Raw genomic sequence first — 14,789 nt, 5'->3', positions numbered from 1 at the left:
CGGCACCTTTCACCGTCTCCTGAACCGCGCCGCCGCGGCCTTCTGCATCTCCCGGTCGGCTTCCCGCTTGGCGATGGCCTGGCGTTTGTCGTACGCCTTCTTACCACGGGCCAGTCCGATCTCGACCTTCGCCTTGCCGTCCTTGAAGTACAGGGCCAGCGGAATCAGCGTCCAGCCGGGCTCGGCCGACTTCGCGATGATCTTCTGGATCTCGCGGCGGTGCAGCAGCAGCTTGCGGCGCCGCCGCGGGGCGTGGTTCGTCCAGGTGCCCTGCGTGTACTCGGGGATGTGGACGTTCTCCAGCCACACCTCCCCGTCCATCACGTGGGCGTAGCCGTCGACGAGGGAGGCGCGGCCGGCGCGCAGCGCCTTCACCTCGGTGCCCATGAGCACCATGCCCGCCTCCCACGTGTCGTCGATGTGGTAGTCGTAGCGGGCCCGTTTGTTCTGGGCTATGAGCCTCTGCCCGGTGTCCTTCTTGCGCCCGGTGTCCCGTGCCACGTCCTCAGTCCTTGTCCGGAGTCCCTCGCCAGGCGGTCTCAGTCTTCGTCCGGGAGCGTCGCGTGCAGGCCGCGCAGCACCGTCCGGGCGCGCCGCTCGGCCTCCTCGGGGGGACGGTCGGCGGAGACCGCCACGTCGGGTTCGATCCCGACCCCGTCGAGGTTACGGCCGCCGGGGGTGCGGTAGCGACCGACGGTCAGCTCGACCACCGACCCGTCGGAGAGATGAACGGGCTCCTGCACGGACCCCTTCCCGTACGTACGCGATCCTATGATCACGGCACGGTCGCGGTCGCGCAGGGACCCCGCGACGATCTCGGCGGCGCTGGCGGTGCCCGCGTCGACGAGCACGACGAGCGGCGTCGTTCCGTCGCCGGGCCTGGTGACCGCGCGTTTCTGGACGGGCCTTCCGCGCGGCTCGTACGTCACGACGGGCCCGCCGGGCAGGAACGCCGACGCCGTCTCGACGGCCTCGTCCAGCAGCCCGCCCGGGTTGCCGCGCAGGTCGAGCAGGACACCGCTCGGGGGGCGCCGCGACTGTTCTCGCCCGGTGACGGCGGCGCGGACCCGCCGTCCCGTCCCGCGGGTGAAGGCGCCGACGCGGATCATCCGGGCCTGTTCGGGGAGGTCGGTCACGGTGACGTCTCCTGCGGGGACCGGTGTGCGGACGAGTTGGAACCGTCTTGTTCGACGGTCGCGTTCGACGGTTAGTTCGACGGGTCGCTCCGGGTGTCCTCGAAGCGCCTTCGCGACCCGTTCGACGTTCCAGCCGTCCACGGACACCTTCCCGACGGCGGTGACGACGTCTCCGGCGAGCACACCGGCACGCGCGGCGGCGGTGCCGGGCTGGACGCTGGCGACCAGCACCCGCGCGCCGTCCTCCTCGGCGCCGCCGAGCCACAGGCCGACGCCGCTGTACTCGCCGGTCAGGCGCCCTTCGACGTCGTCGTACTCGCGGGCGGAGTAGTAGCGCGCCCACCTGTCGTCGAGGCCGCGCAGCATGCCCTCGATGGCGGCGCGGTCGAGGTCGCCGCGGTCGACCGGCCGCGCCGTCCTGCTGTTGATCTTCGCGGCGGCCTCGTCGAGGACGGACCCCTGCGCGGCGGCGGAGTGCCGCTGCGAGCCCGAGCCGCTCACCAGGCCCGCCCCGTACGCGCAGATGATCGCCGTGGCGATGGCGGCGCCGCGCAGCAGCCGACCGGGCCCCCGGTCGCGGGAGGTCCGCCGGGGGTCGTCTCCGCGCGGGAGGGAGGACCGGAGCATGCGGCAAGTGTAGGGCGGCGGGCCCCACCGGATCCGGCGCTCACACCTTCCGCCGGATCCGGTCGGCCGTCAGATTCTCAGGTATCTGCGCAGCGTCAGGAAGGACGCGACGGCGCACAGCAGGACACCGAAACAGATCGACACGATGATGACGAGCATCACCGTGCTCCAGCCGAGCTGGCTGACGAGTTGGACGTCACCCGCGAGCCGGTCGACGAGGAGTTTCTTGCTGAATATCAGCAGGATGGACGCGAACAGACCGCCGATCAGGCCCGCGATCGCGCCCTCCAGGATGAACGGCATCTGGATATAGGTGTTGGACGCGCCGACCAGCCGCATGATGCCCGTCTCACGGCGCCGGTTGAACGCCGACAGCCGGACCGTGTTGCCGACGAGCATCACCGCCGCGATCACCTGGATCAGCGCGATCGTCAACGCCGCCACCTGGAGACCGTTCAGGATCCGGAAGAAGCGTTTCAGGATCTCCTGCTCGTTGATGACGGTGTCGACGCCGGGTTGCCCGAGCATCGCCTGCGCGACCGCCTTGTACTCCTCGGGATTCTTCAGCTTCACCCGGAAGGAGTCGGGGATGTCGCCCTCACGGGTGCTCTCCACGAAGCCGGGCGCACCGGAGAAGTTGTCCTTGAACCGGGTGTACGCCTGCTGCTTGCTCTCGTACTCGACGTTCGACACCTGCGGCATCTTGTCGAGCTGCGCCTTGAGCGTCTGGCGTTCCTGCTCGGTGATGTCCCGCTTCTGGCAGGCGTCGTTGGAACTCGTCTTGGCGCACAGGAAGATCGAGACCTCGATCTTGTCGTACCAGAAGCTCTTGGACGCCCGGACCTGTTCCCGCAGGAGCAGCCCGGTACCGAAGAGCGCCATGGCGATGGCGACGGTGAGGATGAGGGAGATCGTCATCGTCATGTTCCGGCGGAGACCGATCCAGATCTCCTGGAGAACGAACTGTACGCGCATGCCTCGCTGTCCTTGATCGCCTGGGTTCCGCCGGAGGCCGGGGTTGTTCCGCGCGGAACGCGGCCCGGTGCGGGGCGGTTCCTACCGGGGGTCGTACAGGTGGGCCGTACGGGAGTTGTACGCCTCGGCGGGAATCGATGGTTCAGATGGATGTGCCGAGGACGATGCCACGGCCGGTGTCATGATCAGTAGGCCTGCCCGTACACGCCGCGGGACTGGTCGCGGACGACCCGTCCGTCCTCCAGTTCGACGACGCGTTTGCGGAACGCGTCGACGATCGCGGCGTCGTGGGTGGCCATGACGACGGTGGTGCCGGTCCGGTTGATACGGTCCAGCACCTTCATGATGCCGATCGAGGTCGCGGGGTCGATGTTCCCCGTCGGCTCGTCCGCCAGCAGGATCATCGGCCGGTTGACGAACGCCCGCGCGATCGCGACGCGCTGCTGCTCGCCGCCGGACAGCTCGTCCGGCATCCGGTGGGCCTTGCCCTCCAGGCCGACGAGGTCGATGACCTCGGGGACGACCTTGCCGATGAAGCGCCGCGGCTTGCCGATCACCTCGAGGGCGAACGCGACGTTCTCGAAGACGTTCTTGTTGGGGAGGAGGCGGAAGTCCTGGAAGACGCAGCCGATCCTGCGGCGCAGGTGCGGCACCTTCCAGTTGCTCAGCCTGCTCAGGTCCTTGCCCGCCACGTGCACGTGACCCTGGGAAGGACGCTCCTCCTTCAGGATGAGGCGCAGGAAGGTCGACTTGCCGGAGCCCGACGGCCCCACCAGGAACAGGAACTCGCCCTTCTCGATGGCGACGTTCACATGGGCCAGGGCGGGGCGGTTCTGGCTCGGGTAGACCTTGGTGACGTTGTCGAAATGGATCACGGCTGCATCACGGCGGTTCAGTCTAGGGGTTGGGGAGCGGCCCGACCCGCGGTCGCGGACTCCTCGTCCGCGGCCTCCGGTCCGCCGCCCGGTTTCGCGACCAGGTGGGGCGCGAAGCCTTCGAGCAGTGTAGAGGGGAGAGTCAACTGTCTCGTCCCACTCGACGTGGCACGGGCGTCCGGGGCCGCACATCGCTCGATCGATACCATGCGAACCGTCTCCCGACGTCCGGCCGTTTCGTACCGTCAAGCTCCCGGACTTGCCGGAACGACCATACAGTCCGGCTACGCTGGATGATGGCGAAAGATACCTATTAGGTCGACAGACACCAGACAGGTCGACGTTTCCCCACGCTTCCCCGCCTGGGGGCCACGTGCCGTTCTCGGAGATTGGGGCCACGACATGAGCTGTGAACATCTGATCTGTGCTCGGTGCTCGAACCCGGTGGTGGACGGGCGCTGCCCCACCTGCCGGGCCGCCCGGTCCGAGCTGCACCGGCACGGGGTCTCGGTTCCGCCCGCGCTCGTCCTGGCGGCGCTGGTCGCGCTGCTGTTCGCCGCGCTCGTGCTGCAGGGCGTCTACGGATAGGCCACGATCGGCCGCCGCCCCGGGCCGCTAGGGCTTCTTCAGCGGCGGGGTGTTGGCGTCCGTGATCGCTCCGTCGTCACCGATCACGCGCGCCTTCGGCTGTGTCTTCCCGTCCTCGACCCGTGGCGGGTCGTAGGCCACGAAGTGCAGGGTCGACGCTGTGTCGACCTTGTTGCCCTCGACGGTGCCGTCGAGTAGATGCTCCGCCTCCTCCGGGATCTCCGGCTTCGGCGTCTTCGGGTCCTCGGCGACGAGTGAGGTGTTGCGGAACAGCGAGTAGATGATGAGTCCGCCGCCGTGTTCCGTGCGCACCCCGAAGTAGGGGAACGGCGTCGCCGTGTAGACGATCTGGAGCGTGAGGTCCTTTTCCTTCGCCTGCTTCTTGGCGCGCCTGGCCGCACGGTAGTAGCCGGTGGTGACGTCGCCGGACCGCATCACCTTCGCGGCGATGCTGCGTCCGCCCTCCGCCGCGATCGTCGCCTGGATGCCGCCGACGTCCCGGGGACGGATCAGTACCGATGTGTCGTCGCTGCCCAGCGGGGTGGCGTAGCCGTCCTTGTCCGTCACGACCTTCGGCTCCGCGGCCTTCGGCTGGAGCAGCGACGCGATCGCCAGTTTCCAGTGGTCGGACGGGCCGCGCAGGATGAACCCCATCAACGCCCGGCGCTTGCTCTTCGACCTGCCCAGGACGGAACGGTCGACCGACACCATGAACCACTGCGGGTAGGCGGCGTCCTTCAGTTTCGGCACGTACAGTTTCGGCTCGCCGTAGACGAAGCGCCGCACCGGGTCACCGTCGTAGGCGGCCTTGCGGAACTCGGCCGCGGTGAGCTGCGACTGCCCGTCCGACGTCCAGGTCAGCGCGAGCCGCTCGTCGCCCGCGGCGCGGGCCACGTCCTCGTCGGTGACATAGGTGCGGAAGGCGCGCTCGGCGACCTGCGGGGTCAGCGCCACCGGCCGCGGCTCCGGGGGCGACATCGTCAGCGTGGCGACCGTGGGACGCGCCTTCGTCCCGCCCGTCGCGCAGCCCGCGAGCACCGAAACGAGGGCGAGCAACAGCCCGGCAACGGCCATCCGCGAGACCCTGTGCACGACTCCCGTCCGTCCCTGGCTGAAGCATGGGAATGCGACCCTCGCGGGCTCAGCCGCGACCATCGGCCCGGCACGGCCTGAAATCCCGCCGTCCCGACCGAGCAAGAGTCAAGTTAGCACATGTGTTCGGGCGCGTGCGGAGAGTCGCGGCGGCCCGGACGGCGGTGAGCAGTGCCGGGACGGCGATAAGCTCGAAGGCGTGGCAGGCATCGAACCCGAAGAGCAGCTCAAGGAGCTCGGCTCGGCTCTCACCGGCATCGAGCAGGTGCTGGACCTCGACGCCATGCGGCGCGACATCGCCGAGCTGCGCGAGCAGTCGGCCGACCCTGACCTGTGGAACGACCAGGAGCGCGCGCAGGCGGTGACGCGCCGCCTCTCGCACCTGGAGAGCGAGATGGGCAAGGTCGAGGGCCTGCGGCAGCGGCTGGACGACACCGCGACGCTGTACGAGCTCGCCCAGGAGATGGACGACGCCGACACGCGCGCCGAGGTCGACGGAGAGCTGGCGGCGCTCCACAAGGCGATCCAGCAACTCGAGGTCCGCACGCTCATGTCGGGCGAGTACGACGAGCGGGAGGCGCTCGTCACCATCAACGCGCAGGCCGGCGGGGTCGACGCCGCCGACTGGGCCCAGCAGCTCCAGCGCATGTACCTGCGCTGGGCCGAGCGGCACAACTACCCGACCGAGATCTACGAGACGTCCTACGCCGAAGAGGCGGGCATCAAGTCGACGACGTTCACGGTGAAGGTCCCCTACGCGTACGGGACGCTGCGCGGCGAGCACGGCACGCACCGGCTCGTCCGGATCTCCCCGTTCGACAACCAGGGCCGCCGCCAGACCTCCTTCGCGGGGCTGGACGTCGTCCCGGTGGTGGAGCAGAGCGACCACGTCGACATCGACGAGGGCGACCTGCGCATCGACGTGTACCGGTCGTCCGGTCCGGGCGGGCAGGGCGTCAACACCACCGACTCGGCGGTGCGGATCACCCACCTCCCCACCGGGATCGTCGTGTCCTGCCAGAACGAGCGGAGCCAGATCCAGAACCGCGCCACGGCGATGAACGTGCTCCAGGCGAAGCTGCTGGAGCGCAAGCGCCAGGAAGAGGCGGAGAAGATGTCCGCGCTGCGGGGCGAGGGCACCAGCAGCTGGGGCACGCAGATCCGCAACTACGTGCTGCACCCGTACCAGGTCGTGAAGGACCTGCGGACCGGTGTGGAGGTCGGCAACCCCACCGCCGTCCTGGACGGCGACCTCGACGAGTTCATCGAGGCGGAGATCCGCTGGATGCGGCGCCAGGAGCAGGAGACCGCCTGACCCGGCGAATTTCCCCGGCGAGGTTTCGTGTTCATAGAGTGACCATGTCGTCACTCTGCGAAGATGGCGTGCGGTCCAGATCGCTGTCGCCACCTCGGGGGGCCTCGCTATGCCCGCACGCACCGTCGCCGTCGCCTCGCTGTCCACGTTCTGCCTGCTCTCCGCCGCGCTGAGCGCCGCGTGTTCGGGCGCCACAACGTCCGCGGGAGCGGAACACCCGGCCGGAAAGCCGGCGAGACCGGCGCTCACCAAGGCCGAGGCCCAGCAGGTGCTCACGTCCTACGCCGACACGGCGAACCGGGCGGGCCGCCGCTTCGACGGCAGGGCCCTGCGAACGGTCGAAACAGAACCCCAACTGTCCATGGACGACGCGTCCCTCCGGCTCCGCCGCATCATCAAGCGGCGACCGCCGAAGTTGCAGTTCACGAACACGGCGTTCTACATCCCGCGCCTGCGCGCCTACCCGCACTGGTTCGCGGTGGGCGCCGTCGCCGGCAGGGGTAAGCACATGACGCGACACGCCATGCTGTTCACCCGGGAGAAGCCGGGCGCGCCGTGGCTGCTGGCCGTCGACCCCTACGCGGCGGACGACACGCTCAGCCGTGTCGCGCTCGATCCGAACGGCTTCGCCACACCCGTCCAGCCGGAGACCACGAAGGGCCTCGCCGTCGCGCCACGAAAGGTCCCCGAGGCTCACGCCGCGCTCCTCACCAGCGGGCCGGGCGCCTCCGGAGCATCCGTGCTAGCGGACGGGCTTCAGACCACCGAAACGTACAAGGCCCTGAAACGGGGCGAGAAAACCCTCGCCGGACGAGGTGTCACGCTGTCGTCCCGCTTCACCACGGCCCGCTACTCGGTGTACGCGCTGCGTACCAAGGACCGCGGCGCCGTCGTCTGGTACGTGCTGAAACAGCACGAGGCGTACTCCGCCACCAAGCCGGGCGTACTGACCGTGGGCGGCGACCTCATCGGCCTGGCCCCCGCCAAGGTCGCCCGAACCCGCATGGACACGACCGTCCTCGTCCAGTACCTGGCCGCCGTCCCGCCCAAGGGCCGCGCCTCGGTAACCGGCATCTACCGCAAAGCAGTAACGGCCCACGGCTCCTGACAACCCCCGACCAACACGATCCGCACCCCACGAACGTGACCGAGTCACGACCTCCACACCTGGACAAACCCCCAGCCCGGGTCACGGTTCGCGCGGCCGGAGGCGCCCCGGCGCCGGAGGCCGCGCGAACCGCCGAGCAGGTCGACCGCAGCGCCACGCCACAACCCGCACGGTCACAAAGACCCGCACCGTGGCGTGAGGATCGACCTGCTCGCAACGGGGGTTCCAGGGGGTCGCCCCCCTGGGGGTCATTAGCCCGGGTCACGGTTCGCGCGGCCGGAGGCGCCCCGGCGCCGGAGGCCGCGCGAACCGACGAGCAGGTCGACCGCAGCGCCACGCCACAACCCGCACGGTCACAAAGACCCGCACCGTGGCGTGAGGATCGACCTGCTCGCAACGGGGGTTCCAGGGGGTCGCCCCCCTGGGGGTTACTGCGCCGGGAGTGAGCTGGCGGTCACCAGGGTGCGGATGGCGCCCAGGGCCACCGACAGGGTCGCCAGGTCGAAGCTGTCGCTCTCCCAGATCTCGCTGAGGGTCTGCTGGGCGCGTTGGACGGCGGGCTTGTTCTTCTCCGCCCAGTGGACCAGGCGCTCCTCCGGCTGGCGGCCGGGTTCGCTGATGACGAGGACGTCCCGGGTGAGGGCGGCGTGGGCGGTGTACAGGTCGTCGCGGAGCGCGGAGCGGGCCATCGAGCGCCATTTGTCGTCGCGGGGCAGCGCGATGATGCGTTCCCGCAGGCGGGACAGTTGCAGGCGGTCGGCGAGATCGAAGTAGACCTCGGCGACCTCCTCCACCGGGCGGCCGGTCTCGTGCGCGATGCCGACCAGGTCGAAGGTGGAGAACGCGGGGACGAACGTGGCGCACAGTTCCGCCAGTTCGTCCGGGACGCCGCGGTGCGCGAAGCCGTCCCGGCGTTGCTCGAACGCGGCGAGATCCAGGCCGACGAGGAGTTTCGACAGTTGGGTCTTCAGTGTGGCGGCGCTTCCGGCGAAGAAGTCGATGGTCTCGCGGATGTCGAACGGGGGCCGCCGGTTGTGGAGGAGCCAGCGGGCGCCGCGTTCGGTGAGCTTGCGCGCCTCCAGCAGCATCGCGATCTGTGTGGACTCGTCGACCTGGTGGGCCAGGGCCTCCACCGACCGCCAGAACCGGGGCATGTCGAACACGTCGCGGACGACGAGGTAGGCGCGGGCGATGTCGGACGAGGACGCGCCGGTCTCCTCGTTCATCCGGAACACGAACGTGGAGCCGCTCGCGTTGACGAGGTCGTTCACGACGGCCGTGGTGATGATCTCGCGGCGCAGCGGGTGCCGGTCCATGTAGGGGCGGAACCGTTCGCGCAGCGGCGTCGGGAAGTAGTCGACCAGCCAGGACGCCAGGTACGGGTCGTCGGCCAGGTCGGACGCGACGAGGTCGTGGTCGAGGGCGAGTTTGGAGTAGGCGAGCAGGACGGAGAACTCGGGGCTGGTGAGCCCCAGTCCGGACTGGCGCCGTTCGGCGAGGGCCTTGTCGTCGGGAAGGAACTCCAGGCGCCGCTGGAGACGACCGTCGCGTTCGAGTTTGCGCAGGTAGCGGCCGTGGATGTGCAGCATCGCGGGGGCCTGCGCGCGGCCCGCGGCGAGCACCACGTTCTGCGCGTAGTTGTCGCGCAGGACGAGCCGGCCGACCTCGTCGGTCATCTCGTACAGCAGGTTGTCGCGTTGTTTGCCGGTGAGTTCGCCGTCCCGGACGACCTGGTCGAGCAGGATCTTGATGTTGACCTCGTGGTCGGAGGTGTCGACCCCGGCGGAGTTGTCGATGAAGTCGGTGTTGATGAGTCCGCCGGTGCGGGCGTACTCGATGCGGCCGAGCTGGGTGACGCCGAGGTTGCCGCCCTCGCCGACGACGCGGCAGCGCAGGTCGGCGCCGTTGACCCGGACGGGGTCGTTGGCCTTGTCGCCGACGTCGGCGTTGTTCTCCATGGACGACTTGACATAGGTGCCGATGCCGCCGTTCCACAGCAGGTCGACCGGTGCCTTGAGGGCGGCCTTGATCAGCTCGTACGGGGTGAGGGCCGCGACGCCGTCCTCGATGCCGAGCGCGGCCCGCGTCTGCGGGGTCAGCGCGATCGACTTGGCGGTGCGGGGGAACACGCCGCCGCCCTTGGAGATCAGCGAGGTGTCGTAGTCGGCCCAGCTGCTGCGCGGCAGGTCGAACAGGCGGCGGCGTTCGGCGAACGAGGTCGCCGGGTCAGGGTCGGGGTCGATGAAGATGTGCCGGTGGTCGAACGCGGCGACGAGCCGGATGTGCTCGGAGAGGAGCATGCCGTTGCCGAAGACGTCCCCGGACATGTCGCCGATGCCGACGACGGTGAAGTCCTCGTTCTGGACGTCCGTGCCGAGTGAGCGGAAGTGGTACTTGACCGATTCCCAGGCGCCGCGGGCGGTGATGCCCATGCCCTTGTGGTCGTAGCCGACGGACCCGCCGGACGCGAACGCGTCGCCGAGCCAGAAGCCGTACTCGGCGGCGACGCCGTTGGCGAGGTCGGAGAACGTGGCGGTGCCCTTGTCGGCGGCGACGACCAGGTAGGTGTCGTCGCCGTCGTGGCGGACGACGTTCGACGGCGGGACGACCTTGCCGTCCACGAGGTTGTCGGTGAGGTCGAGCAGGCCGGAGATGAAGTCCTTGTAGCAGGCGATCCCGGCCTTCTGCCACGCCTCCCGGTCGACGGACGGGTCGGGCAGTTGTTTACCGACGAAGCCGCCCTTCGCGCCCGCCGGGACGATCACGGTGTTCTTCACCGCCTGCGCCTTGACGAGGCCGAGGATCTCGGTGCGGAAGTCCTCGCGGCGGTCGGACCAGCGCAGCCCGCCGCGCGCCACCGAACCGAACCGCAGGTGGACGCCCTCGACCCGCGGCGAGTACACGAAGATCTCGTACACGGGGCGCGGCTCGGGCAGGTCGGGGATGGCCTGCGGGTCGAACTTCATCGCCAGGTACGGCTTGCCCTGGTAGTGGTTGGTGCGCAGGGTCGCCTGGACGAGCGCCAGGTAGGCGCGCAGGATGCGGTCCTCGTCGAGGCTGGCGACCTCGTCCAGCCCGCCCTGGATCTCCTCGGTGATCCCGGCGCTGCGTTCCTCCTCGCCGCCCTGGAGGGTCGGGTCGAGGCGGCTCTCCCACAGCCGGACGATCAGCCGGGTGATGGACGCGTTGCGCAGCAGCACCTGTTCGACGTAACGCTTGGAGAACGTGGTGCCGATCTGCCGCAGGTACATGGCGTAGGCGCGCAGCAGCATCGCCTGCCACCAGTTCAGCCCGACGTGCAGGACGAGCGCGTTGAACCCGTCGTTCTCGATCTCGCCGCGCCACAGCCGGGTGAAGGCATCCTGGAAGAGGCCCTTCACGGCCTCCTCGGGAACGTCGGCGGGCGGCGCGTACCGCAGACCGAGGTCGTAGATCCAGAACCGTTGCCCGTTGGAGGTGTTGATCTCGTAGGGGCGTTCGTCGACCACTTCGACGCCCATGTTCTGGAGCAGCGGCAGCATCCGCGACAGCGAGATCGGCTCGCCCAGCCGGTAGATCTTCAGGCGGCGTTCGCCGGGTTCGGCGCTGTACGGTTCGTACAGGTTGATGGACGTGTCGTCGTCGCCGCCGAGCTCGTCGAGGCGGCGCAGGTCGGCCACGGCGGTGCGGGCGGGGAAGTCGGCCTTGTAGGCCTCGGGGAACGCGTCGCCGTAGCGGCGTCCGAGCGTCCCGGCGCGTTCCTCGCCGCACTGTTCGACGATCGCCTCGGCGAGGTCGTCCTCCCAGGAGCGGATGGCTGCGGCGAGGCGTCCCTCCAGGTCCGCGACGTCCACGTCGGGCAGCGGACGGCCGCGCTCGCCGCGGACCACGACGTGCAGCCGCGCCAGCAGCGACTCCGACACGTTCGCGCGGTAGTCGACGCTGACGCCTTCGAACGCCTCTTTCAGCAGGTCCTGGATGCGCAGCCGGATCTTGGTGGTGTACCGGTCGCGTGGCAGGTACACCATGCAGGACATGTAGCGGCCGTAGATGTCCTTGCGCAGGAACAGCTTGAGCTGGCGGCGCTCGCGCAGCCGCAGCACGCCCAACGCGATCTTCAGCAGGTCGTCGACGGAGATCTGGAACAGCTCGTCGCGCGGGTAGCCCTCCATGATCTCGATGAGGTCCTGGCCGTCGTAGCTGTCGGCCGTGAACCCGGCGAGTTCCAGCACCTCCTCCAGCTTGCGCTTGAGGACGGGGATGTGCGCGATCGACTCGCTGTAGGCCACGTGGGTGAACAGGCCGAGGAAGCGGCGCTCGCCGATGACCTCGCCGGACCGGTCGAACTTCTTCACCCCGATGTAGTCGAGGTACCAGGGCCGGTGGACGGTGGAACGCGAGTTCGCCTTGGTCACCACCAGCAGGCGCTTCTCGGTCGCCTTCTCGCGGACCTCCGGCGGCAGCGCGGCGAAGCTGTCGGACTCGCGCTTGTCGCTGCGGAGGATGCCGAGACCCGTGCCCGGTTCGGGGCGCAGCACGGTCCCGCCCTCGGTGAGCGTGTAGTCGCGGTAGCCGAGGAAGGTGAAGTGGCCGTCGGCGAGCCAGTCGAGCAGCTCGACGCCCTCGGCGAGCTCCTTGCCGGACAGTGGCGGCGCGGCCTCCTGGATGGCGGTGGCGATCTCACCGGCGCGGGCCCGCATCTTCGGCTCGTCCTCGACGGCGACCCGGACGTCCTGGAGGACGCGCAGCAGGTCTTTCTCCAGCTCGTCCAGGACGGCCCGGTCGCTGGTACGGTCCACCTCGATGTGCATCCACGACTCGTCGACGTCGCCGTCGCTGTCGAGCTTGCCGCGGAACGCCTTGAGGTGACCCGCCACGTCGCGGTCCACGCCGAGCAGCGGATGGACGATCAGGTGGGTGGTGAGCTGGTGCCGGGTCAGCTCCATCGTCACCGAGTCGACCAGGTACGGCATGTCGTCGGTGACGACCTGGACGACCGTGTGCCCCGGGTCCCAGCCGTACTCCTCAAGGGTCGGCGTGAAGACGCGTACCTTCGCGCGTCCCTGGGGCCGTTCCTCGCCGAGGGCGCGGTGCGCCATCGCGGGCCCGCAGATGTCGGCGGGGTCCCTGGCGAGGAGGTCCTCGCGGGCGACGTGCCGGTAGTACAACCGAAGGTAGGCGAACGTCTCCTCCACGTCCCCGCCGCGCGACCCCGGACGCTGCGCGCACGTCTCGGCCGCCCGCCGGAGCAGGTCGTCCTTCGCCTGATCGAGCATGCCGCTCATCGACAACTCCCCTAGAGACCTTTCGCCACCCCGTTGTGGCGACCGCTCACTGCGCCAGGTTGCCAGAAAAACGCCCCAAAGCCGACCCGCACAGCCGCAACGTCAACGTGGCTTTGCCCACCCTCGGGGCCACCATGCGAGCAACCCTGTCAGCTCGCACGACGCCGTTCACGACGTTCGCCGAACCCCGTGCGGCCGATGCCGCTCGGCACGCGCGGCGGTGGCCGGAACGCGGCCCCACCGCCGTTCCCGCCTCGTGGACCGGACCCCTGTGGATCCGCCCACGCTATTTGGGTTCCTCGACCGGCGGGGTGGGCGTCGAGGGCGTCGACGTCGGCGTCGTGGGCGTCGCCGTGGTGGGGGGCGCGCTGGTCGGTGGCGGGCTGCCGCTGTCGGTCGGGGTCTCCGACGGGCTCATGGTCGGCGTCCAGCTCGACGGCGGCGGCCGGTAGGTCCGGGTGGGGGTTGTCCGCTCGACGGGTTCGGAACTCGTGGGCGCCGACGTGCTCGGAACGATGTCGACCGACGCGGGCTGCCCGGTGGGGTCGCCGACCGTCTGCCCCGCCTTGCCCTTGTCGTTGGAGCTGAGCGCGAGGACGGACGAGGCCACCACGATCGCCACGAACAGCGCGGCGGCCCCGGCCAGCAGGGCGGACCGGCTCGAACCGGCGAGCGCGCGCCGCGGCCGCCGGTCGAGCCCGCGGGTCTCCCGCACGGCGGCGAGGTCGCGGGGCATCGTCTCGTCGCCGACCTCCGCCGCGGCGCGGAACGATCCCGCGGCGAGCATCGCGGTCTCGTCGGTCTCACCGGAGGGGCGGACGACGGCGGCGGGCGTTCCCGTCCGCGAGGTCTCCTCGTGACCGAGCAGCCGCATCAGCACCTGCCGCGCGCTCGGCCGCCGCGCCGGGTCCTTCTCCAGGCAGTCGAGCACCAGGTCGCGCAGCGGCCCTTCGAGGCCGCCGAGTTCGGGCTCCTCGTGCAGGATCCGGTTGATGACGGCGGGGATGGTGTCCTGGCCGAACGGCGGCTCGCCGGTGGCCGCGTACACGATCGTCGCCGCCCAGCAGAACACGTCGGCCGGTGTGCCGACCTCGTCGCCGCTGATCTGCTCGGGCGCCATGTACGAGGGGGTGCCGATGACCCGGCTGGTCAGCGTGGTGCTGCCGCTGATGGCACGTGCCACTCCGAAGTCGATGACACGGGGGCCGTCCGGGCCGATCAGCACGTTGTGCGGTTTGAAGTCGCGGTGCACGACGTCGGCCTGGTGGATCGCCGCGAGGGCCGTCGCGGTGCCGACCGCGAGCCGGTCGAGCGCGGCGCCGTCGAGCGGGCCGCCGTCCAGGACCTGCTGGTTCAGGGACGGTCCCGGCACGTATTCGCTGACGATGTAGGGGCGTTCGCCGTCGGCGTCCGCGTCGATGACCTGGGCCGTGCAGAACGGCGCGACCTGTTTGGCGACCGCGAGTTCCCGCAGGAACCGGGCGCGGGCCTTGTCGTCGGACGTCAACTCCGCGTGCAGCAGCTTGACCGCGACCTGACGACCGTTCTCGTCCTCGCCGAGGAAAACGGTGCCCTGGCCGCCTTCGCCCACCCGTCCGGTCAGGGCGTACGATCCCAGCCGGTCCGGGTCCCCGGGCCGCAGCGCCCCAACCTCCATGCGTGCAACCGTCCCCTCTGATTTCGACCGCGGGGCCCGCCACAGGCCCGGATCACCCCTCTGACAGTGTGACGCGCGGGCACCAGATGAAGTTCACCCGGACATGCGACCATACGGCGCGTTCTGACCCGCCGCACCCGATCGGACACGTT

Annotated in this window: 10 protein-coding genes; 3 read left to right on the top strand and 7 right to left on the bottom strand. The window is 69.8% G+C overall.

Annotation, left to right across the window (positions count from 1 at the left end):
- Window positions 1-9: 9 nt before the first annotated feature.
- The 4 genes from smpB to ftsE form a co-directional block, all read right to left on the bottom strand.
- Window positions 10-501 carry an SsrA-binding protein SmpB gene (gene smpB / locus D0T12_RS07825; protein WP_117398763.1) on the bottom strand — a complete coding sequence of 164 codons (492 nt, stop codon included), beginning with the start codon at window positions 499-501 and terminating at the stop codon, window positions 10-12.
- A 38-nt stretch (window positions 502-539) separates the two neighbouring features.
- Window positions 540-1,763, bottom strand: coding sequence for a S41 family peptidase (locus D0T12_RS07820; RefSeq protein ID WP_117398762.1), 1,224 nt, complete (start codon window positions 1,761-1,763; stop codon window positions 540-542).
- Between the two features lie 69 nt (window positions 1,764-1,832).
- Window positions 1,833-2,738 (bottom strand): permease-like cell division protein FtsX, encoded by a 906-nt coding sequence (gene ftsX / locus D0T12_RS07815; RefSeq protein ID WP_117398761.1) that lies wholly within the window; start codon window positions 2,736-2,738, stop codon window positions 1,833-1,835.
- Between the two features lie 185 nt (window positions 2,739-2,923).
- Complete coding sequence (gene ftsE / locus D0T12_RS07810) at window positions 2,924-3,613, bottom strand: cell division ATP-binding protein FtsE (protein ID WP_117398760.1); 690 nt, start codon at window positions 3,611-3,613, stop codon at window positions 2,924-2,926.
- A gap of 402 nt (window positions 3,614-4,015) precedes the next feature.
- On the opposite strand from ftsE, the gene D0T12_RS07805 reads away from it, so the two are divergent.
- Window positions 4,016-4,201 carry a hypothetical protein gene (locus D0T12_RS07805; protein ID WP_117398759.1) on the top strand — a complete coding sequence of 62 codons (186 nt, stop codon included), beginning with the start codon at window positions 4,016-4,018 and terminating at the stop codon, window positions 4,199-4,201.
- Between the two features lie 27 nt (window positions 4,202-4,228).
- On the opposite strand, the gene D0T12_RS07800 is transcribed toward D0T12_RS07805, so the two are convergent.
- Window positions 4,229-5,275: a hypothetical protein gene (locus D0T12_RS07800; RefSeq protein WP_117398758.1), complete on the bottom strand. Its 1,047-nt coding sequence runs from the start codon at window positions 5,273-5,275 to the stop codon at window positions 4,229-4,231.
- A 217-nt stretch (window positions 5,276-5,492) separates the two neighbouring features.
- Here D0T12_RS07800 and prfB point away from each other — a divergent pair, with 217 nt between their 5' ends.
- Both prfB and D0T12_RS07790 read left to right on the top strand, forming a co-directional pair.
- The gene (gene prfB / locus D0T12_RS07795; RefSeq protein ID WP_117398757.1) at window positions 5,493-6,608 is read left to right on the top strand and encodes a peptide chain release factor 2; all 1,116 of its coding nucleotides are present in this window, start codon (window positions 5,493-5,495) and stop codon (window positions 6,606-6,608) included.
- A 109-nt stretch (window positions 6,609-6,717) separates the two neighbouring features.
- Window positions 6,718-7,716: a hypothetical protein gene (locus tag D0T12_RS07790; protein WP_117398756.1), complete on the top strand. Its 999-nt coding sequence runs from the start codon at window positions 6,718-6,720 to the stop codon at window positions 7,714-7,716.
- Window positions 7,717-8,144: 428 nt separating this feature from the next.
- Here the strand turns inward: D0T12_RS07790 and D0T12_RS07785 are convergent, their stop codons facing one another.
- Both D0T12_RS07785 and D0T12_RS07780 read right to left on the bottom strand, forming a co-directional pair.
- Window positions 8,145-12,980: an NAD-glutamate dehydrogenase gene (locus tag D0T12_RS07785; protein WP_117398755.1), complete on the bottom strand. Its 4,836-nt coding sequence runs from the start codon at window positions 12,978-12,980 to the stop codon at window positions 8,145-8,147.
- Window positions 12,981-13,266: 286 nt separating this feature from the next.
- Window positions 13,267-14,637, bottom strand: coding sequence for a serine/threonine-protein kinase (locus tag D0T12_RS07780; RefSeq protein WP_117398754.1), 1,371 nt, complete (start codon window positions 14,635-14,637; stop codon window positions 13,267-13,269).
- Window positions 14,638-14,789: the final 152 nt, after the last annotated feature.

The sequence above is a fragment of the Actinomadura spongiicola genome (assembly GCF_003432485.1).
Classification (GTDB): Bacteria; Actinomycetota; Actinomycetes; order Streptosporangiales; family Streptosporangiaceae; genus Spirillospora; species Spirillospora spongiicola.
This window is presented reverse-complemented; position numbering and strand designations above follow the sequence as displayed.

What these genes read in the sequence shown, in the direction of transcription:
- D0T12_RS07800 (WP_117398758.1), bottom strand. Translation starts at nt 5,275, where the DNA reads ATGGCCGTTGCCGGGCTGTTGCTCGCCCTCGTTTCGGTGCTCGCGGGC.
- ftsX (WP_117398761.1), bottom strand. Translation starts at nt 2,738, where the DNA reads ATGCGCGTACAGTTCGTTCTCCAGGAGATCTGGATCGGTCTCCGCCGG.
- D0T12_RS07780 (WP_117398754.1), bottom strand. Translation starts at nt 14,637, where the DNA reads ATGGAGGTTGGGGCGCTGCGGCCCGGGGACCCGGACCGGCTGGGATCG.
- D0T12_RS07790 (WP_117398756.1), top strand. Translation starts at nt 6,718, where the DNA reads ATGCCCGCACGCACCGTCGCCGTCGCCTCGCTGTCCACGTTCTGCCTG.
- D0T12_RS07820 (WP_117398762.1), bottom strand. Translation starts at nt 1,763, where the DNA reads ATGCTCCGGTCCTCCCTCCCGCGCGGAGACGACCCCCGGCGGACCTCC.
- D0T12_RS07805 (WP_117398759.1), top strand. Translation starts at nt 4,016, where the DNA reads ATGAGCTGTGAACATCTGATCTGTGCTCGGTGCTCGAACCCGGTGGTG.
- D0T12_RS07785 (WP_117398755.1), bottom strand. Translation starts at nt 12,980, where the DNA reads ATGAGCGGCATGCTCGATCAGGCGAAGGACGACCTGCTCCGGCGGGCG.